We start from the raw sequence: 17973 nt of genomic DNA on the forward strand, positions 1-17973 counted from the left end.
TGAGATCGAATTCCGGTAATTGACGGAAGGAGTCTTTTCGATGAAACATGTCACGGGGCACAAAAAAATGGAAGGCAATGATCTTCCACGAAACACATTGATGAGGAAAGCATTTGCGGTAGTGCTGCTGTTCGGGCTGCTGGCAAGTATTATCCAATCACCTGTTATTGCTGCGGATTCCGAAGGCGGCAATTTACATACGGTCTATCATATCTACGCGGACGGCAACTACGTCGGCATGATTGAGGATACGGAAAAGCTCGATCATCTAAAAGAAGAAAAGATTAAAGAGGCAAAGAAAGAGTACGAGAACTTCCCGCTAGTGATCGGCACTGATCTGTCCATCGTTTCAGAGAAAGTGTTCTCTGCCGAGATGGATGAACAGGCTGCCCTTGACCAGCTTGATCAGTTACTTACTGTTGAAGCTGAAGCGGTCGGCATGCAAATAGACGGCAATATCGCATTCTATGTGCGAAACGAAGAGGTCTACGATGAGGTGGTTCGCCGCCTGAAGCTGCAGTCCGTCAGCGAAGAGAAGCTGGCAGACTTCGAAGCCCGCTCTGCCTTAGATTCCATACCCCCTTTGCAGGCTGATGAAACACGCATACAGGAGATCATCTTAAGCGCGGATCTCCAGCCGGTTCAGGGGAAGGCGAAACCAGCTGAGATCTTAAGTGCGGACAAGGCGTTGAAGCTGCTCAATAAAGGAACGCTCGAAGAGAAGACATATGCCGTGCAGGAAGGCGATGTTCTTGGCTCCATTGCGTCAGCGCACGACATGACGACGGCAGATCTGCTGAAGCTTAATCCGTCTGTCACGGAAGATACATTGCTTCAAATCGGGGACTTGCTGAATGTGACGGCTCTTGAGCCATATGTGACTGTTGAAGTCCATTATGAAGCGAAGCGGCTGGAAGACGTCGCGTTCAAAAAAGTGCGCGAAGAGGATCCCTCAGCTTTCAAGGGTGAAACCCATGTGAAGCAAAAAGGCGCTGACGGCAAGAAGTCGGTCACAAGGCTGATCCGCAAACAGGACGGACAAGTGGTCGGATCCTCAATTACAGAGGAGCATATCCTTACGGAACCGGTTGACGAGATCACGGTTGTCGGCACGAAAGTGATCCCTTCACGGGGAACAGGCGAATTCATCTGGCCGATCAACGGCGGTTATGTATCCAGCCAACGGGGCTACAGATGGGGACGCGTACATGAAGGCATCGATATCGCACGGCCTTCCTCACCTTCCATCCTTGCGGCAGATAACGGCGTTGTGACAGATGTCGGCTATCACAGCACGTATGGGAACCGGATTGTGATCGAGCATAATAACGGATACAAGACGCTCTATGCGCATCTTTCCAAGATCGATGTCAAAGTCGGACAGGTTGTCCCGCAAGGAAGCAAAATAGGTGTCATGGGCTCCACAGGACGCTCTACAGGGCCGCATCTCCATTTTGAGGTCTTCAAGAACGGCTCAAACATCAATCCGTTATCTGTGTTAAAATAAGAATAGGAACATCTAAGGGCGGACACAGATGACGTGTCCGCCCTTTTCCTATCAAACGACAGGCGATGTCGTATTTCCCCGAAGTTTGCCGGAATATTCCCCGGGAAATAAGAAGAGGAGCATAACGCTGCTTAGAAGAACTGTCAATAAGTAGAACGTGCGAAGAACCGGCAATAATGATAGAGTGAATGGTATAGAGGCGGCTGCAAGAAAGCTTTGCCCTTGATTGAAATGGCTTCTGCAAGATGCTTGTATCAGCTGTTTATTTGTAACTACAACAATACGTTTGAACATAAGAGACGAATCAGATCGCCTTGCGCGAGAAAGGGTAGTGGATATGCAGGACAAGACAATTTTGGTTGTAGATGATGAAAAACCGATTGCGGATATAATCGAGTTCAATCTCAAAAAGGAAGGATTCACCGTCCATTGCGCGTACGACGGGGAAGAGGCCCTGGAGAAAGTGGAGGAGTTCAAGCCGGATATCATGCTGCTGGATATCATGCTGCCGAAGCGCGACGGCATGGAAGTGTGCCGGGAAGTAAGGAAGAAATATGATTTTCCGATCATCATGCTGACAGCAAAAGACTCGGAGATTGATAAAGTGCTCGGTCTCGAGCTTGGCGCGGATGACTATGTAACAAAACCGTTCGGGACGCGTGAGCTCATAGCCCGCGTGAAAGCGAACTTGCGCAGGCATTCGAAGACGCTGGCGGAGGAGCAGGAGGAGGCATCGAACGACATTGCTGTCGGAAGCCTTGTCATCTTGCCGGACGCCTATATCGTCCAGAAGCGCGGCGAGACGATTGAGCTGACGCACCGGGAATTCGAACTGCTGCATTATCTAGCTAAACATATCGGCCAGGTGATGACGCGTGAACACTTGCTGCAGACCGTATGGGGTTATGACTATTATGGTGATGTCCGCACGGTCGACGTCACCATCCGCAGGCTGCGCGAAAAAATCGAGGACACGCCGAGCCATCCTTCTTGGATCGTGACGCGGCGCGGGGTCGGCTATTACCTGCGTGATCCTGAACAGGAGTAAATGATGCAAAAAGTAGGGTTTTTCCGTTCCATCCACGTGAAAGTCGTCTTGATCTACATCATGCTGATTTTAATCGCCATGCAGATCATCGGACTGTATTTTGCGCGGGAATTGGAACAGACACTCAAGACGAATTTCACGACGTCGATTGTCGACCGGATGAACCTGATTGAATACAGCGTGCGTGAGGAGATGCTGAAAGAACGATCCGAAGATGATCAGACATTGGAAGCCAGCCTTCAGTCTGTACTGTCGGGATTTTCATCGGAGGACATCAACGAGATCCGGGTCATTGATACGAAGTTCCGAATTCTTGCCACGTCCGTCTATGAGAACCGGGTGCTAGTCGGACAGACACTGAAGGAGGACGCAGTACGGCGTGCCATTACGTCGGAGTCCCTCTATGATCCGATCAACCTCGATCCGAAGACGGGAAACCGGGTGTTGATCCAGCTGAAACCCATTATGGATAGCAACAGTGATGGGCTACTTGGAACGCTGTATGTTCAGGCGAATATTGAAAAGGTTTTTAAACAGATCGATGAGATCAACCAGATTCTCGCGGGCGGGGTGGCGGTTTCCCTTACGATCACTGTCATTATCGGCATCTTCATCGCACAGACATTCACGAAGCCGATTTCGGACATGCGCAGGCAAGCGCAGGCGATGGCGCAGGGCAACTTCTCGCGGAAGGTCCATGTCTACGGAAACGACGAGATGGGCCAGCTGGCGATTGCCTTCAACCATTTGACGAACCAGCTGCAGGAATCACAGTCCACGACGGAGGGAGAGCAGCGGAAACTGGCATCTGTCCTTGAGAATATGACGGATGGCGTCATCTCGACAGACCGCAAAGGCCGCATCAGTCTCATTAACGACTCGGCGCTTCTCATGCTGCGGACAAGCCGTGACCTCGTTCTCAGCAGGCCGATCATAAGTGTCCTTGGCCTCGAGCAGGACTTCACATTCGAAGACCTGATCCAGCTGAAGGAGTCGATCCCTCTTGATTTCAGCACGGAGGAAAAACCGTATATCCTGCGGGCGACTTTTTCGGTGACGCAACGGGAGACAGGGTTCGTGAACGGCCTGATCGTCGTTCTGCATGACAACACCGAGCAGGAGAAGATTGATATGGAACGGCGTGAATTCGTTTCGAACGTCTCTCATGAGCTCCGTACGCCTTTGACGACCATGCGAAGTTATCTGGATGCTCTGTCGGAGGGGGCTTGGCAGAATGAAGACATTGCGCCGAAGTTCCTGCGCGTCACTCAGACGGAGACGGAGCGGATGATCCGCCTGGTCAATGATCTGTTGAAGTTGTCCCGTATGGACAGCAAGGAATATGAACTCAACACCGAATGGGTGGAATTCAACCACTTCTTCAGTTCGATCATCGAACGGTTTGAGTTCTCCAAGTCGCAGAACGTTCATTTCAAACGGCTTCTTCCGCGGGAGGATCTGTTTGTGGAAATTGATACGGATAAATTGACGCAGGTCATCGACAACATCATTTCGAACGCGCTGAAGTATTCTCCGGACGGCGGGGATGTGCGATTCGGGGTGACAATGTCGGGCGACTATATTAAAGTGATGATCTCCGATGACGGAATGGGCATCTCAAAAGAGAATGTCACTCGCATCTTTGAGCGGTTCTACCGGGCAGACCGGGCGCGCTCGCGTGCACTTGGCGGCACCGGTCTCGGTCTTGCGATCGCGAAGGAAATGATCGGTGCGCACGGCGGCACCATTTGGGCGGAAAGCGAGGAAGGACAAGGGACGACCATCTTCTTCACTCTGCCTTACCATCAACAAGAGGAAGGTGAGTGGGAGTGAAGTATATCGAACCGATCAAGTCTGTCATCCTCCTGCTGCTCGTCCTCCTCAGCATCGCGTTCACTTTTTCCATTTGGACCTACACGCCGAATTATAAGACGATCGAGCAGGTCTCGACTGTTGACGTGTCCATCAAGGATAAGCTGACCATCGCTAATCTCGTGAAACCGTACAAGATGGTGGTCAACTATGGAGATGAACTGAAAGGGACGACAGATGAGAAGGACATGTCCCCGGTCCTGAAGCGCATGTCCAAGTGGAAGGTGACGGGCCTGGCGAAAAAGTCAGGCGACATGACCGGTGAAACACTGACCGCTTTCTTGCGGCAACCGAACCGGCTCACCTTCTACTTTAACGGCGGCGTGCCGCTGCCCGTCTATGATGCACTTTTGAATATCGACGCTGAGAATATAGAGGAATTGATGTTTGACCGGCTTGTCGTGTCTTGGAATCCGGAGAACATGTCGTTTCTCGTCAGTTTCATCAACCAGATGACTGGCGTGCAGTATGAAGGGATCGTCCAGTCAGATAACACATCCCAGTCATACAGCACGATTGTGATCAACAGCAAAGAATTGCCTGCGTATGAGGAGATGGGCGATACGGATGCGCAGTATGTTGCGGTGCCTAGTGATCCTCTCGTCATCCGGGAGAAATCATTCGTCCAGCAGGAAGTCAGCCCTCAGAAATTCAAAAATGCCCTATTCAATGAACCGAGCGCGGTCCGCCGAAGCCAGGTCGGCACGAACCGTGAAGAATATGGCGATAATCATGCCCAGATGGCTGTCGATACCGACCGTAAACTTTTGAAATACGTGGATACGGCTGTCCAAAGCAAAGAGCCGGCTGTGCCGTCCGAGCTGTTCAGGGACGTCCTGGATTCCATTAACGGGCATAGCGGCTGGACGGATTCCTACCGGTACAGCATGATGCAGCCCCACTCCAGGCTGATCCGGTTCCAGCTGTTTGTCAGCGGCCTGCCGGTTTACAGTGACACATCCGATATGACGGAGATCATGGAGATGTTCGGCGAAGACGACATATACCGGTACGACCGGCCCTATTATATGCTCGAATCCCCGTTCACTGAAAAAGACATGACGCTGCCTTCCGGCAAGGAAGTGGCGGAAGTCCTGCTGCAGTCGGATTCCCATGACTTCAGCAAAATCGAAGATATCACGCCGGGCTATTACATGAAGCGGGAGGCGGATATATACGTCCTGGAGCCTGCCTGGTATTACCGCATCAATGGCAAGTGGCTGCACTACACGCCTGAACAGTATGGGGGTGAAGCGATTGGATTGGAATAAGACGAAGACGATCTTTATCGTCGTCTTCTCCATCTTGAACATCTTCCTGTATTCCATGTATGTAGACCAGAGGACAGAAGCGCTGAATGTACCGCTCATCGGGCAGACGTCCGTCGAAGACTTGCTTAAGGCCGACAATATATCATTTATGCCGCCGCAAAACGCAAAGACGCATGCGGGCTATATCTCCGCGAAATTCGTCTCCTTTACGAAAGAGCAATTAGAAGAGCTGAAAGACCAGACGATCGTTCTGACGGAAGACAACACAAAGATCCAGTCGAAGCTGAAGAAGCCGGTCGTCCTCAGTGATCCTTTGAAAAAAGAGCAGTTCACGGAGTTCTTGGAGACGTATGTGTACGCAGGCAAGGAATATGTCCTATGGAAAGTGGATGAGGAAGAACGAGTGGCGTTCTTCTTCCAGCAAGCGGGCGACGAACCGATCTATTACAGCCAGAATGCGATGCTTGTAGTCCACTGGGATGAAGACGGGGAGATCACGTATTATACCCAAAAGATGCTGAGGGACTTTTCCGGAACGGAAGAAAAGGAACTGTTGACTCCGTTTGAAGCGGTCGGTTCCCTCGTGACTAGAACCTATCTGAAGCCGGATTCGAAAGTGAAAAGCATTACGCTCGGCTACTCGACTCTCGTCCAGCTGACGGATACTCAAGTATTTGCCCCGACATGGAATATTCATGTAGAATTAAAGGACGGGGACACGGAAGATTACTTTATCAACGCAATCGAAGGCAAAGTAGTAGAATTCCATATGGACCCGGAAGAGGATGAAGCAGAAGAAGAGTAAGGAGATTTTTGTCATGCAATTTAGTGTGCTCGCAAGCGGAAGCACGGGCAATTCCATATATATCGAAACAGACGGATACTCATTTCTCGTGGATGCAGGACTTAGCGCGAAGCGGATGGAACAGCAGCTGGAATCGATCGGCCGCTCGATGAAGCAGGTAAACGGCATCTTCGTCACGCATGAGCACAGCGATCATATCAAAGGGATCGGCGTGCTTGCGCGCAGGCACGGCATGCCGATCTACGCGAACCGCAAGACATGGGATGCAATGGACGGTCTTGTCGGTGAAATCCCGGCGGAGCAGCGGTTCCATTTCGACATGGAAAGCGTGCAGTCGTTTGGAACACTCGACGTGCAATCCTTCGCAGTATCACATGATGCGGCCGATCCGATGTTCTACATTTTCCATGAAGCAGGACGGAAGCTCGCGCTCATCACGGACACGGGTTACGTCAGCGACCGGATGAAAGGGCATATCGGCGGATCGGATGTCTTCGTCTTCGAAAGCAACCATGACGTCGGCATGCTGCAGATGGGCCGTTATCCATGGTCGGTCAAGCGGCGGATTTTGAGTGATGTCGGCCACGTATCTAATGAGGACGCGGCCGTCGCGATGAGCGAAGTGGTCGAGGAGAAAGAGACCAGGATCTACTTATCGCATCTCAGCAAAGACAATAACATGAAGGACCTCGCACGCATGAGTGTGTCACAGACGCTGGAATCCTGCGGGGTGCGGACAGGCGAGTATGTCCATCTGTTTGACACGGACGCGGAGCAGGCGACTGAGCTTGTGCTCGTATAAGCAAGACGGAAAGGCATCCTGCGCACCGGGATGCCTTTTTTCTATAGGGCCGCCGTTTTTAATCCGGCCAATTCAGGGTAAAGTAAGTGTAACTGTGGAAAGGGAGGAAGAGGACATTGGATGATTTCAATCAAAGACCTCCGGAAGAGGAACAGCCGCTGCGGGAAGAGAGACGGGAAGAGCCGATCCGCAGCAGCAGCAGGCCGCCCAAGCGACGAGGCGGTTTTTTGCCGGCTTTGTTCGGTGCTATTGTCGGCGGTCTTCTCGTCTGGCTATTGATCTATATGATGCCTGAAAAGGAAGTCAAAACCCCGCTGCTTGAGAACCACCAGGCAGGGGAAGAAAACCTGAGCAGCGAGCGGGTCTCGGTATCGGTCGATACGGATATCACGGAGATTGTCGATGAGGTCGGAGACGCAGTAGTCGGCATCACGAACTTGCAGACGGTCCGCGATTTCTGGAGTTCCACGGCGACTACGCGCGAAACGGGCGTCGGCTCAGGAGTCGTCTATCAGAAGGAAGGCGACAAGGCGTACATCGTCACGAACCACCACGTCGTGGAAGGCGCACAGGAGCTGGACGTCACCCTTGCAGACGGGACAAAGATTCCAGGCAAGCTCGTCGGCAGCGACATCTGGACGGATCTAGCCGTCGTTGAGGTCGATGCGAAGCATATCGACACAGTCATCGAATTCGGCGATTCAGACGCCCTAAAACGTGGCGAGACGGTCATCGCAATCGGCAACCCGCTAGGCCTCGGCTTCGCCGGCTCCGTCACAGTAGGAGTCGTCTCCGGGAAAGACCGGTCCATCCCGGTGGATATCAATAACGACGGCACGATCGACTGGCAAGCGGATGTCCTGCAGACCGACGCGGCCATCAATCCCGGCAACTCGGGCGGCGCACTCATCAATCTCGCCGGACAGCTGGTCGGCATCAACTCCATGAAGATCACCGAGGCGACTGTGGAAGGGATCGGACTTTCGATACCGATCAATATCGCCATGCCGACAATTGAAAGCCTCCAGACGACCGGCAATGTGAACCGGCCGACGATGGGAGTCAGCCTCATGAACTTGAGCGATATTCCATCCCAGCAGCAGCGCTCTGTGCTGAACTTGCCAAGTGATGTGAAGGAAGGCGTCGTTGTGACGGAAGTGTACCGCAATACGCCTGCACAGGAAGCGGGCGTCGAGAAGTACGATGTCATTATCGAAATGGACGGCAAAAAGATCGAGGATATGGTCGACCTGCGCAAACATCTGTATAATGATAAGAAAGTGGGCGACAAGATGACGATGAAAGTCGTCCGGGACGGCAAGACGGTGGATATCGATATGGAACTGAAGAACGGCAACACCTTCTAATGTTACACAGATAACAAACCATGTAACAATACTTATCCACACAAGGGCAGGATAGCGGAATATCCGCGGATCCTGCCCTTTTTCATGCCCGTTTGCCAACAATGTGGACAATTTTTTGATTTTGTGCATAACATTGTGTAAAAATGAAAGAGACGAAAGGATGGATCACATGAAAATATATAGCTGTGAAACCCATATAAATCAGGCACTTGACATCTTTGTCGCAGAGGAAGAAACCTTTCCTGTAATGGAGAAACTTGAGGAAGGCGAAAACTTATCCACAAAATGCGATTACTGTGACACAACCGCTTCCTATCTTGTGGCGAACGGATAATCGGACACAAGATGTAGATAACTTCTGTGGATATGTGCATAAGTTCTGTTGATATCTTTTTAAAAAGGGTGGAAAACCTGTGAATATTACAATTGTGTCAGTAGGGAAACTAAAAGAAAAATACTTGAAGCTCGGCATCGACGAATATGCCAAACGGCTTGGCGCCTATGCGAAAGTCAACCTGGTGGAAGTAGCGGATGAAAAAGCGCCCGAATCTCTGAGTGAGGCCGACATGGAGATCGTCAAGAAGAAGGAGGCAGAGCGCATCCTCGCAAAAGTGGCGGCGGATGCCTATGTAATCGCCCTCGCCATCGAAGGGAAGATGAAAACAAGCGAAGACCTGGCAGCAGATCTCGAATCCCTCATGACCTACGGCCGCAGCAAAGTCGTCTTCGTGATCGGCGGCTCCCTCGGTCTCCACGGCGACGTGCTCAAGCGGGCGGATGAATGGCTGTCGTTCTCAAAGATGACGTTTCCGCATCAGCTGATGAAGCTGATTTTATTGGAGCAGGTGTACCGGGGGTTTCGGATTATGCGGGGTGAACCGTACCATAAGTGAGTGCAGTTTTTAACAAGAACCCTCTTAAACGTCGGTGTAACAAGGTTTTAGAGGGTTCTTTTTATTGCTGTTGAGATTTAAGGATAAGAAATCCTCTCAGCTTCGTCGTTTAAACCCAATAAAGGCAGCTGTTCTTTGAGAAAGGATTTCAATTTTTGATTATCAAAAAAGAGACCTTTAGATTGACCATCACGTAAAAATGCTAATTTTTCCTCATAGGTAGAGTGATGGAAGAACGTTCTTACATCTGTTATGTTAATTTCATTTCCGGTGAATTTGAATATGTGGAGGTTGTTGTTTTTATCGTTATTCAAATGTTTATTGACAATACCTATATTGTCTCCCGTATTTAGAATAATTTCCTTCATACGATCTTTTTTTACGCTTTGTAAGTAACTGGTTAAAGACTGTAAAGGTTCGGGTTGTACTACTTCTTTAAAAAGTTCTTTTACTGGATTCTTGCATTTTTCAGTTTCGATAAGGATAGTAGACTCGATTAGAGACTTTTAGATTGTTTGCATATTTTGATTAATATCAATATGATCCGCCACGCCTGGAGAATAAAAAATGATTTTTAAAAAATCCTGAAGACTTTTAGCCACTATTTTTACGGGGTTATCAAAATCCATTGGAGAGACACGCACGATATAAGCTGTCTCTAAGTCATGTACTTGTCCAAAATCAGTTAAAAACCCAAAATGTACACCATCTACTCCTGTCCTGGCAAAGGAAATAACATCTAAAGGTGTATTTAGGTAACGAGAATCTAGCCCTTCCAATGAAAAATAGTAACCAAGCAAATCCCCATATGGTAACAATCCTTCATTATTTAGAGCTTCCTGTAATTCGATTATTTGAATTAATTTAGCAGGTGCTTGGTATTTCCCATAATTGAGAGCAATCATTGAGTCATCCCCCTAGTTGATCTTACAGTTAGTACGAATTGCATTTGTTATAATCAGTATAAGATAAACGTGTGAAGGAAGTGATCATTTGGCTGAACAAATCGACGCTAAAAAAGCACAGCTAGATGCCAAACGTCCATTACCCAAATACACAGTGCAAAGTCTGCGAGAAAAACTATTTTTAGAATGGACATATAACTCTAATGCCATTGAAGGTAATTCACTGACAATCAATGAAACAAAGGTTGTTTTAGAGGGTATTACAGTTGGCGGGAAGACCATACGCGAACATTTGGAGGTTATTAACCACCGTGATGCGATAGGTTATGTTGAAGACATTGTTCGAAAAGAAGAGCCATTTTCAGAATGGCAGATTAAAAACCTGCATCGTTTAGTGTTAAAGGGAATTGATGATGTCTATGCAGGCGTATACCGTGATCAGCAAGTATTTATTTCAGGAGCTGTCCATACGCCTCCGCCACCAATTAAAATTCAGGAGCAAATGGACGCTTTAATGAGTTGGTACGACGGGGAAGCACAGAATTTACATCCAATTATTCGAGGTGCAATGCTGCATGCTATTTTTGTAGGCATTCATCCATTCATTAATGGGAACGGCCGTACATCGAGATTGTTATTAAACTTAGAGTTAATGAAATCTGGCTATCCGCCAATTATTATTCGAGTAGAGAATCATTTATCGTATTATAATGCTTTAGATAAAGCACATACAACAAAGAATTATAAGGATTTTATTGATCTGGTTGCGACGGAAGTTGAAGCGTCCTTAGATTTATATGTGAGTGCAGTATAAAAACTGCACTTACATTAGTTACGGTACTTCTATATCGCCGGTGAACAATCTTTTTCGGGACCCGGCACCCTCTCTTCCGCGCTGAGCGGCTACCATGCGGCGCGCGCCATCATCGAAGGATGAACGGCCGCTGCCTGTATACTTCCAAGCCAATTCCTCAGACTACTGATGCAAGACCTTTTAGAGGCAGGAGGAGAGCGTAATGGCGAAAGATCAGAAGCCCAGCTGGAAGAAAGAGCATCCCGTATCATTCCTCAGCAACTCCGTTGAAAAGGCGGACCGGTCTGTAAAGCAGGCGATGTCACATCCTGAGGAGATCGCGATGGAGCATGCATTCCACTCCATCATGCGTGCGGAAAACGCATTTGCGAACGCCGTGGAGCAGGGCGAACATATGGACATTGTCCAGCAGAACCAGGATCAGCTTCACGAAATGCGACAGCAGCTTCGCGAGATATCGGATTCCGCGAAAGACCAGAAGTAAGGAGAGGACCCCTGCGAGGAAGCGGGGGTCTTTTGAGTGGCTTTACAATAAAGAGGCTAGCCCAGGATTATCCTCGGCTAGCCTTTAAACTTATACAATAATTAGAATACTCATCAGACAGAGAGAGTAAGAATAGTAAGCTTAGCGCACTTTTTGCTTGCGCATCCATTGCGTTGCGACCCATTTTTCACCCGTGATGACAGGCGCGCCGCCATGCAAGGTCAAATCGTTCAGCGCTTGGTCATTATAGAAATACTCGAAGTACACGGCCATCCCTTTTCGCGGAGAGACGGACAAGTTCAAGTGCGGGAAGAACGTTTCGCCGCCCTCTTCCACGTCGTTCAGATACATGACGAGCGTGCTGATCCGGTTATTGGCCACTTTTTTCGAGGAGAAGAAATCATGATGCGCTTTGTACTGCTGGCCTGGTGTATATTGCAAAATCTGAAGCCCTTCGGCATGTTCGATGGGGATGTTCATCACAGCGGAAACTCTGTTCTCCACGCGGGCGACAATGGCATTTTCACTTTCTTCGATGAATGTGCCGCTGCTTGTCCGAAGATCGTTGACTTCCCGCGTTGTGCCAATTTTGGAGCGCTGCATCTTGTCTTTTGACAGACGGATCAGCTCGTCGCATTCCTCGTCGCTCAGCACATTTCCGAGCACGACGACTAGCGGCTCTGCATACTTGGCGACAATGTCAATCTCCCGGTCTGTGATGATTTTTGTACCTACATGATGGAAAATCGTTTGCTCTTTCAATTCCGTTATCACTGTAAACACCTCTTGGATTGTTTAGTTTTCAAAACAAATGCAGCTTGAAATAAGTAGGTTATTTATCATAACGGCCTATCTGTAGGGTTCCCACATCCTTCTGGAATTAAATTCAATATATTGTATCATACTGTTTGTAAAGACGTAAATTGCAATTTGTACGAGCGCATAAATTTTTTTTTGCCGTAGCCGTGATATGATACAATGAAACGTATCCAAAAGGAGGAACACCATTGATCACTATCACTATGCCAGATACATCCGTCACCGTGACAAAGCGGGACAGCCAGGAAGCGGCAAGCACATATGGCTTTCCGGACTTTCATTTGATCCCCCGTGATAAAGGCGGCATCTTCATGTTCTATAACAAAGAGCAAGAATTGTTATTCGTAGGAAAGGCACGGAAGCTGCGCCCGCGGATTAAGAAACACTATGAAGACACGGTCTCACCCGTTAAAAACCACCGGGACGAAATCTCGAAGATTGTCGTATGTGAAGTGGAAGACCCTGTCCACCGCGAGATTTACGAAACATATATCATCAACGAGCAAAAAGCGAAATACAATGTAGAAAAGGTGTTTTATAAATAAGAATAGCTGCGGACCCTTCACATTTCTTGGTGAAGGGTTTTTCTATGGTGGCATCGTTTGGTGAGTGGAAAGCTTGCGATATTCCGGTCGGGAGTAGGGATGTTTGGAGATGAGCTTGAGATGTATTGAGAAATGTTTGCGATGTTTGCGGTGGAGGTAGGGACGTTAGCTGGAAAGCATTAGACACTCGCGCCTGTTCTTGCAACATATAGCCAGCAGGCACGCATACTATTGTAAAAAGAGGAAAGCGCTCGTTTGCGCGAGGGACCAACCTATGAACGGTTGGTCGATGAAGGGGTGGCACTTACCGGCTTGTGAAGCGGATCGCCTGCTCGACAGTCGCGAATGACGGGAAGTCGGTGAGTGCGAGGAATTCTTGTTTGCTGCCCATGACGAGTTCCGGCGTAAGGCCTGTCAGGACAAGCTCGCAGCCCATCAGAGCGAGCATGGCGGATAACGCTTGGACGGTTGAGAATAAATCACTCGTGAACCTGCCGACGCCTGACAGATCAATGATCATATAGTCTTTTCCTTTGGAGGCGGCATATTCACTGACTTCCATGAGCAGCTGTTTCTGACGGACAGCGTCGAATTCACCGATCAGCGGCAGGATGGCCGTCTTTTTGGAAATCGGGATGATCGGAAGTGACAGGCGTTCGATCAGATCATTCTGCTTGTGGATAAGGCGGGATGCCTCCACCTGTTCCGTAATATCCCGCTGGATGCCGATGAAGTATTTCCTGTCCAATTCATCGATATACACCGGATAGATATTGAGGTCATTCCAGAACGGAGTTCCATCTTTCTTGAAATTCTTCAATGGCAGGTTGATGAACCGTTCCTCATCGATCGCCTGCTTGATCTTCAGGCGATCGGCTTTGCTTGTTTGGCCCTGCTGCAGAAAGCGGCAATTCAGTCCGACGATTTCGCTTGCCGTGTATCCGGTCAGCTGCTCAAACCCGTCATTCACATAGATGATCGGATTATCTTCTTGGGAGGGGTCCGTCACGATGACGCCGACACCTGCCCGGTTGATGGCCGCGCTGATCAAGGACTTCCGTTCCTCTTCATTCAGCCCCTTGAAATATTTTGATTGCATATGTACACCTCTTTTTTTGTTCTGTCACCTTCTACGCCAGTTCCAGGGTTCGTTCAATGGCACCCAGTGTGGTTTGGAAATCCGCTTTTGCGTCCATGATGCCTACGTTCAATTGGTCAGTGATGCTCGTCACATTGCCGGCATCGCTCTCGATATGCTGGACCGATTTGTCGATGAAGGCGACGGCTTGGTCGACGATCAGCGCGAGTTTCCGGACTTCATCGGCGACCACCTTGAAGCCATTGCCGTACGTGCCTGCGCGAACCGCTTCAATAGATGCGTTCAAAGCGAGGACATTTGTCTGCATGGAGATGCTTTTCATAGATCTGGTCCGCTCTTGGATTTCCTGAACATGCTGCGTCAGCGACGAGACGGCAAGGATCTTTTCGGATGAATTCGCCGTGACCAAATCGAGCATCCGCTCCGGCACCTGCTTCAAATCCTGGATGGTGCGGAGTGTATGGTTTTCCTGCTGCGTGATATTGGTGGCGATTTTCAAGACGGCCATGACGCTCCCCGCCTCGTCCAGGATGGGCATATACGTCGCTTCCAGCCAAAGTTCCTGCCTGTATTTATCGATGCGAAGGATTTTTGCCTGCTTGCTTTTGCCATTCTGCAGAGACGACCAATGCTCGTCGTACGCAGCGGACTGGACAAACTCGGGTTTGCAGAAACGCTCATGCCGCATGCCAATGATTTCATCCACCCTGTAGCCGAGCACATCGCAAAATGGCTGATTGGCCCAGACGACTTTACGGTCAAGGTCGAATTCCACCATCGCCAGATGTTTTTCAAATGCCGAAACGACAGCAGATTCATTCAATACTTGCGTTCTTACATGTCTCAATAGGATAACCGTCCTTTAAATATATTTTGTTCAGGAGGAAATAACAAACAAAAGCTTGTACTCTTTCTAATAGAATGACTTTTTGGTCAGATATACCCCTTTATAGTTCCCGGGATTAGATAGTATAAACCAGAACCAATGGACTACTTTAGCCGAGTTGCCTGATAGATATTTCAAACGTCTGTCCTGGTTGCTATACTCATTGATAAAGAAGAACGCGGAGAGAGAACGGAAGGAGGGATGGTGTGAAGAATAATTGGATGTATTGTATGCTGTTGCTGGTACCTTTGGTTTATGGGTTTATGGCAAACAGCATGCTGCTGCCGCTTTATCCCTTGCTTGCCCAGCTGGTGATGGCCTTGTTCTGGTGTTTTGCCGGGTATCTATTTGCTGGATGGGACGCAGATGCCTGGAAAGGATTCCTGCTCGGCAATTCTGTATGGCTCGTTTCTTTTATTTTGTTCATCTGGCAATTTGTTCTGTTGGATGGCGCGGTTCGAAACATTGAATTGGCGGGACTTTCCCAGCACTATATGCTGCCGTTCGTCTATGGGGCTTCCAGGCTGCTGCCCTTCTTGCATAACGGAACAGCGATCATGACGGGTGCCTATATCCTCATGCTGCTGGTATTCTCAGCCGGTTTCATCGCAGGCAGGAGACGGCTTGGCAGGCAGCTTAAGACAACCCGCACATAGAGGAAATCCCCGGGGAAACACATCGAAGTGCATACGATGAGTTCCCCGGGGAATGCTCCTTCCTATGAGACGATGATCCTGTGCCGGTTTAGGACAGCCTTCCTCCAACAGCTGCTCGATCTGCCTCACCATCTCAGATAACGGCAAGTGCTGTGCATAGTCCAGCGGTTCCACGTTGCTAAAGATGACCAGTGTCAGTTCCTGCTCGGGATAGAAGGACAGATGGGCATGATAGCCCGGCCATCCGCCGCCATGCGAATAGTTGATGCCAAGCGGGCCCTCGTCAATGAAGACCCCGTACCCGCAAGGCAGTTTCACACCGTCGAGAAGGGCAGGTGTAAGCATCTTTTCCTGCAGCTCTGCAGGAATCAGGACGGACTGCATGACGGCCTTTGCAAAACGAGCCAGGTCTGATTGAGCGAAGCGAACTTATGCTGATGGGGGAAACGGCCGTAAGAGACAAGCTGTACGACGGTTAAACCGCTCGGGGCCGCAGCGGATTGCGGCAGCATCGCGATCTTTTTTGCAATATCCTTCGTTGCAAGGTCCCGCAGATCGGACCCGTCAATCATGACAGCCCCTTCAGCAGGCTCGAGAATACGGGCCATCGCCTTGAGCAATGTGGATTTTCCGCAACCGTTCGGACCGATGATGGATGTAATTGCCTGGTGGGGGAACAGAAGGTCCAGTGCCTGGATGATCTCCTTCTTTCCGTAACGGACAGTGAGTTCTTGTAGTTCTATCATGATTGTTCTCCTAACTTAATTCGGTAAGTAGGAAATACATTCTAATTGAAAATCATTATCAATTGTAGTCTAGGGCTAATTCGGGAGACTGTCAACCTTTCATTTGCAAACGTAAGAGGATGGCAGCGAGACTAAAAATGCCATTTCGATTCATGGCCGGTTTATCGTATACTATATACAGGACATGACGCAGCTGACATTTGGTCGGCTTTTTTCATGCAGTCAGTCATCAAAACAAACAACTATAAATCTGGAAATGGTGGTGGAAGCCTATGAATCGCCTGAAAGGCATTGCAATGATCGTCTCCGGAGCGATGATGTGGGGAGCGACTGGTCCAATGATGGAGTGGCTGCTGGCGACCAGCGATCTGTCCATCTCCTTCATGCTGACAGTCCGTCTTATGCTGGCCGGCTTCTTTGTACTCTTGTTCCTGAGGATGAGGGGCAAAAACATCTTCAGGCCGCTGCGCCATAAGGTATGGCTGCGCCAGATGGTGATTTTCGGGATTTTCGGCATGCTGGGCGTCCAGTACACTTTTGTCGGAGCCATCCATTCGAGCAACGCAGTCATTGCAACGCTCTTTCAGTTCCTGGCGCCGATCTATATTATCCTGTTTGTCTCCTTGCGCCAGAAAATGATGCCGCCAGCAGCGCAGGTGATCGGCATGATCGTGACGATGGTCGGACTCTTTTTCCTTCTCACCAACGGGACGCTATCCGGTTTTGCCCTGACGGCGGCCGCTGTCGGCTGGGGCATTGCGGTCGGGTTCGCATTCTCCTTCTATACATTGTATCCCGCCCGGCTGATGGCGGAATGGGGCGTCCTTCTCGTCGTCGGCTGGGGGATGCTCATAGGCGGCATCGCTTTGTTTTTCACAAGCATCCCGAGCATCAAACCGGGCATCCTCAGCCTGGGCGACTGGAAAATCGCTGTCGTGCTGGGTCTCGTCATCATTATTGGAACGGTCGCCTTCCTGCTGTTCCTCGGCAGCATGAAATACATCTCGCCGGTCGAGACGAGTCTTCTCTCGAGTTTTGAGCCGCTGACAGCGATGATCATTTCGGTCGTCTGGTTCGGCAGCGTCCTCGGCAAGTGGCAGCTCATGGGCGCGCTCGTCATGCTGATCGGCGTCACTGGCCTGTCGATTGCGGGCGGCAAGGCGAAAGAAGAGACGGAGTAGGGGTGGATCTTGTTGCATGAAGTGGTTCGTACCATCCAATCCAGCTGCGGAGAGTACAAGCTCGAGATTCAGCATAGAATTGACGGATTGTTCTCAATCGCAATCTATAGATGGGTTGAATGGGAGGAATACAGTGAGAGCTGCTGGAGTCCTGTAACGCAAGGGTTCTCGTTGATGGATACGGAAGAGAATGCCCTGAGAGCCGGGCTGGAGCAGCCGGCGATGCAGGGCGCTGAACCGATGGATAGTTGAATCGATTAATAAAAAAGCTCC

At 49.6% G+C, this 17973-nt stretch carries 21 protein-coding genes; 15 read left to right on the forward strand and 6 right to left on the reverse strand.

Features of this window, described 5'->3' with window-relative positions; translation table 11 throughout:
* The first annotated feature begins 40 nt into the window (after positions 1–40).
* From ACZ5FK_RS09905 to rlmH, 9 genes are all read left to right on the forward strand, one after another.
* A complete protein-coding gene (locus tag ACZ5FK_RS09905; protein WP_464804741.1) occupies positions 41–1507 on the forward strand; it encodes a LysM peptidoglycan-binding domain-containing M23 family metallopeptidase in 1467 nt (488 codons plus the stop codon).
* A gap of 337 nt (positions 1508–1844) precedes the next feature.
* A complete protein-coding gene (gene yycF / locus ACZ5FK_RS09910; protein WP_464804742.1) occupies positions 1845–2555 on the forward strand; it encodes a response regulator YycF in 711 nt (236 codons plus the stop codon).
* A 3-nt stretch (positions 2556–2558) separates the two neighbouring features.
* Entirely contained in the window at positions 2559–4388 is a 1830-nt protein-coding gene (gene walK, locus ACZ5FK_RS09915; RefSeq protein ID WP_464804743.1) for a cell wall metabolism sensor histidine kinase WalK, read from the forward strand.
* Positions 4379–5698 (forward strand): YycH family regulatory protein, encoded by a 1320-nt coding sequence (locus tag ACZ5FK_RS09920; RefSeq protein ID WP_464804744.1) that lies wholly within the window; start codon positions 4379–4381, stop codon positions 5696–5698. Before walK ends, ACZ5FK_RS09920 begins: the two co-directional genes overlap by 10 nt.
* Positions 5685–6503: a two-component system regulatory protein YycI gene (locus ACZ5FK_RS09925; RefSeq protein WP_464804745.1), complete on the forward strand. Its 819-nt coding sequence runs from the start codon at positions 5685–5687 to the stop codon at positions 6501–6503. Before ACZ5FK_RS09920 ends, ACZ5FK_RS09925 begins: the two co-directional genes overlap by 14 nt.
* 13 nt (positions 6504–6516) lie before the next feature.
* Positions 6517–7305, forward strand: a complete 789-nt coding sequence (locus tag ACZ5FK_RS09930; protein WP_464804746.1) for an MBL fold metallo-hydrolase — start codon at positions 6517–6519, stop codon at positions 7303–7305.
* Positions 7306–7421: 116 nt separating this feature from the next.
* The gene (locus tag ACZ5FK_RS09935) at positions 7422–8672 is read left to right on the forward strand and encodes a S1C family serine protease (protein WP_464804747.1); all 1251 of its coding nucleotides are present in this window, start codon (positions 7422–7424) and stop codon (positions 8670–8672) included.
* A 169-nt stretch (positions 8673–8841) separates the two neighbouring features.
* Complete coding sequence (locus ACZ5FK_RS09940; protein ID WP_464804748.1) at positions 8842–9006, forward strand: CxxH/CxxC protein; 165 nt, start codon at positions 8842–8844, stop codon at positions 9004–9006.
* A 79-nt stretch (positions 9007–9085) separates the two neighbouring features.
* Positions 9086–9565: a 23S rRNA (pseudouridine(1915)-N(3))-methyltransferase RlmH gene (gene rlmH / locus ACZ5FK_RS09945; protein ID WP_464804749.1), complete on the forward strand. Its 480-nt coding sequence runs from the start codon at positions 9086–9088 to the stop codon at positions 9563–9565.
* A 506-nt stretch (positions 9566–10071) separates the two neighbouring features.
* Here the strand turns inward: rlmH and ACZ5FK_RS09950 are convergent.
* Positions 10072–10470 (reverse strand): hypothetical protein, encoded by a 399-nt coding sequence (locus ACZ5FK_RS09950; protein ID WP_464804750.1) that lies wholly within the window; start codon positions 10468–10470, stop codon positions 10072–10074.
* Between the two features lie 88 nt (positions 10471–10558).
* On the opposite strand from ACZ5FK_RS09950, the gene ACZ5FK_RS09955 reads away from it, so the two are divergent.
* Both ACZ5FK_RS09955 and ACZ5FK_RS09960 read left to right on the forward strand, forming a co-directional pair.
* Positions 10559–11284 (forward strand): Fic family protein, encoded by a 726-nt coding sequence (locus tag ACZ5FK_RS09955; protein ID WP_464804751.1) that lies wholly within the window; start codon positions 10559–10561, stop codon positions 11282–11284.
* A 202-nt stretch (positions 11285–11486) separates the two neighbouring features.
* Positions 11487–11768 (forward strand): hypothetical protein, encoded by a 282-nt coding sequence (locus ACZ5FK_RS09960; RefSeq protein ID WP_464804752.1) that lies wholly within the window; start codon positions 11487–11489, stop codon positions 11766–11768.
* Between the two features lie 141 nt (positions 11769–11909).
* Here the strand turns inward: ACZ5FK_RS09960 and ACZ5FK_RS09965 are convergent, their stop codons facing one another.
* Complete coding sequence (locus tag ACZ5FK_RS09965; protein WP_464804753.1) at positions 11910–12542, reverse strand: 2OG-Fe(II) oxygenase; 633 nt, start codon at positions 12540–12542, stop codon at positions 11910–11912.
* Positions 12543–12775: 233 nt separating this feature from the next.
* Here ACZ5FK_RS09965 and ACZ5FK_RS09970 point away from each other — a divergent pair, with 233 nt between their 5' ends.
* Positions 12776–13132, forward strand: a complete 357-nt coding sequence (locus ACZ5FK_RS09970) for a nucleotide excision repair endonuclease (RefSeq protein ID WP_464804754.1) — start codon at positions 12776–12778, stop codon at positions 13130–13132.
* Between the two features lie 304 nt (positions 13133–13436).
* Here the strand turns inward: ACZ5FK_RS09970 and ytvA are convergent, their stop codons facing one another.
* Together ytvA and ACZ5FK_RS09980 are read right to left on the reverse strand one after the other, a co-directional pair.
* A complete protein-coding gene (gene ytvA, locus ACZ5FK_RS09975; protein WP_464804755.1) occupies positions 13437–14231 on the reverse strand; it encodes a YtvA family blue-light photoreceptor in 795 nt (264 codons plus the stop codon).
* Positions 14232–14262: 31 nt separating this feature from the next.
* Entirely contained in the window at positions 14263–15078 is an 816-nt protein-coding gene (locus tag ACZ5FK_RS09980; protein WP_464804756.1) for a methyl-accepting chemotaxis protein, read from the reverse strand.
* A 245-nt stretch (positions 15079–15323) separates the two neighbouring features.
* Between ACZ5FK_RS09980 and ACZ5FK_RS09985 the strand changes: the two genes are divergently transcribed.
* Positions 15324–15773: a hypothetical protein gene (locus ACZ5FK_RS09985; protein WP_464804757.1), complete on the forward strand. Its 450-nt coding sequence runs from the start codon at positions 15324–15326 to the stop codon at positions 15771–15773.
* Here the strand turns inward: ACZ5FK_RS09985 and ACZ5FK_RS09990 are convergent.
* Positions 15711–16157, reverse strand: coding sequence for a hypothetical protein (locus ACZ5FK_RS09990; RefSeq protein ID WP_464804758.1), 447 nt, complete (start codon positions 16155–16157; stop codon positions 15711–15713). The two genes, ACZ5FK_RS09985 and ACZ5FK_RS09990, sit on opposite strands and share 63 nt — an antisense overlap.
* Positions 16142–16519 (reverse strand): ATP-binding cassette domain-containing protein, encoded by a 378-nt coding sequence (locus ACZ5FK_RS09995; RefSeq protein ID WP_464804759.1) that lies wholly within the window; start codon positions 16517–16519, stop codon positions 16142–16144. The genes ACZ5FK_RS09990 and ACZ5FK_RS09995 overlap by 16 nt, the downstream gene beginning before the upstream one ends.
* Before the next feature lie 272 nt (positions 16520–16791).
* Here ACZ5FK_RS09995 and ACZ5FK_RS10000 point away from each other — a divergent pair, with 272 nt between their 5' ends.
* Both ACZ5FK_RS10000 and ACZ5FK_RS10005 read left to right on the forward strand, forming a co-directional pair.
* Positions 16792–17700, forward strand: coding sequence for a DMT family transporter (locus tag ACZ5FK_RS10000; RefSeq protein ID WP_464804760.1), 909 nt, complete (start codon positions 16792–16794; stop codon positions 17698–17700).
* A gap of 12 nt (positions 17701–17712) precedes the next feature.
* Complete coding sequence (locus ACZ5FK_RS10005) at positions 17713–17952, forward strand: hypothetical protein (RefSeq protein ID WP_464804761.1); 240 nt, start codon at positions 17713–17715, stop codon at positions 17950–17952.
* The last annotated feature ends 21 nt before the right edge of the window (positions 17953–17973 follow it).

This window comes from Sporosarcina sp. GTC18466, from assembly GCF_055389225.1.

Bases quoted from the DNA above. Each gene is read 5' to 3' on its own strand.
- ACZ5FK_RS09995 (WP_464804759.1), bottom strand. From the start codon at position 16,519: ATGATAGAACTACAAGAACTCACTGTCCGTTACGGAAAGAAGGAGATC.
- ACZ5FK_RS09940 (WP_464804748.1), top strand. From the start codon at position 8,842: ATGAAAATATATAGCTGTGAAACCCATATAAATCAGGCACTTGACATC.
- walK (WP_464804743.1), top strand. From the start codon at position 2,559: ATGCAAAAAGTAGGGTTTTTCCGTTCCATCCACGTGAAAGTCGTCTTG.
- ACZ5FK_RS09905 (WP_464804741.1), top strand. From the start codon at position 41: ATGAAACATGTCACGGGGCACAAAAAAATGGAAGGCAATGATCTTCCA.
- ACZ5FK_RS09960 (WP_464804752.1), top strand. From the start codon at position 11,487: ATGGCGAAAGATCAGAAGCCCAGCTGGAAGAAAGAGCATCCCGTATCA.
- yycF (WP_464804742.1), top strand. From the start codon at position 1,845: ATGCAGGACAAGACAATTTTGGTTGTAGATGATGAAAAACCGATTGCG.
- ACZ5FK_RS09930 (WP_464804746.1), top strand. From the start codon at position 6,517: ATGCAATTTAGTGTGCTCGCAAGCGGAAGCACGGGCAATTCCATATAT.
- ytvA (WP_464804755.1), bottom strand. From the start codon at position 14,231: ATGCAATCAAAATATTTCAAGGGGCTGAATGAAGAGGAACGGAAGTCC.
- ACZ5FK_RS09990 (WP_464804758.1), bottom strand. From the start codon at position 16,157: ATGCAGTCCGTCCTGATTCCTGCAGAGCTGCAGGAAAAGATGCTTACA.
- ACZ5FK_RS09950 (WP_464804750.1), bottom strand. From the start codon at position 10,470: ATGATTGCTCTCAATTATGGGAAATACCAAGCACCTGCTAAATTAATT.
- ACZ5FK_RS10000 (WP_464804760.1), top strand. From the start codon at position 16,792: ATGAATCGCCTGAAAGGCATTGCAATGATCGTCTCCGGAGCGATGATG.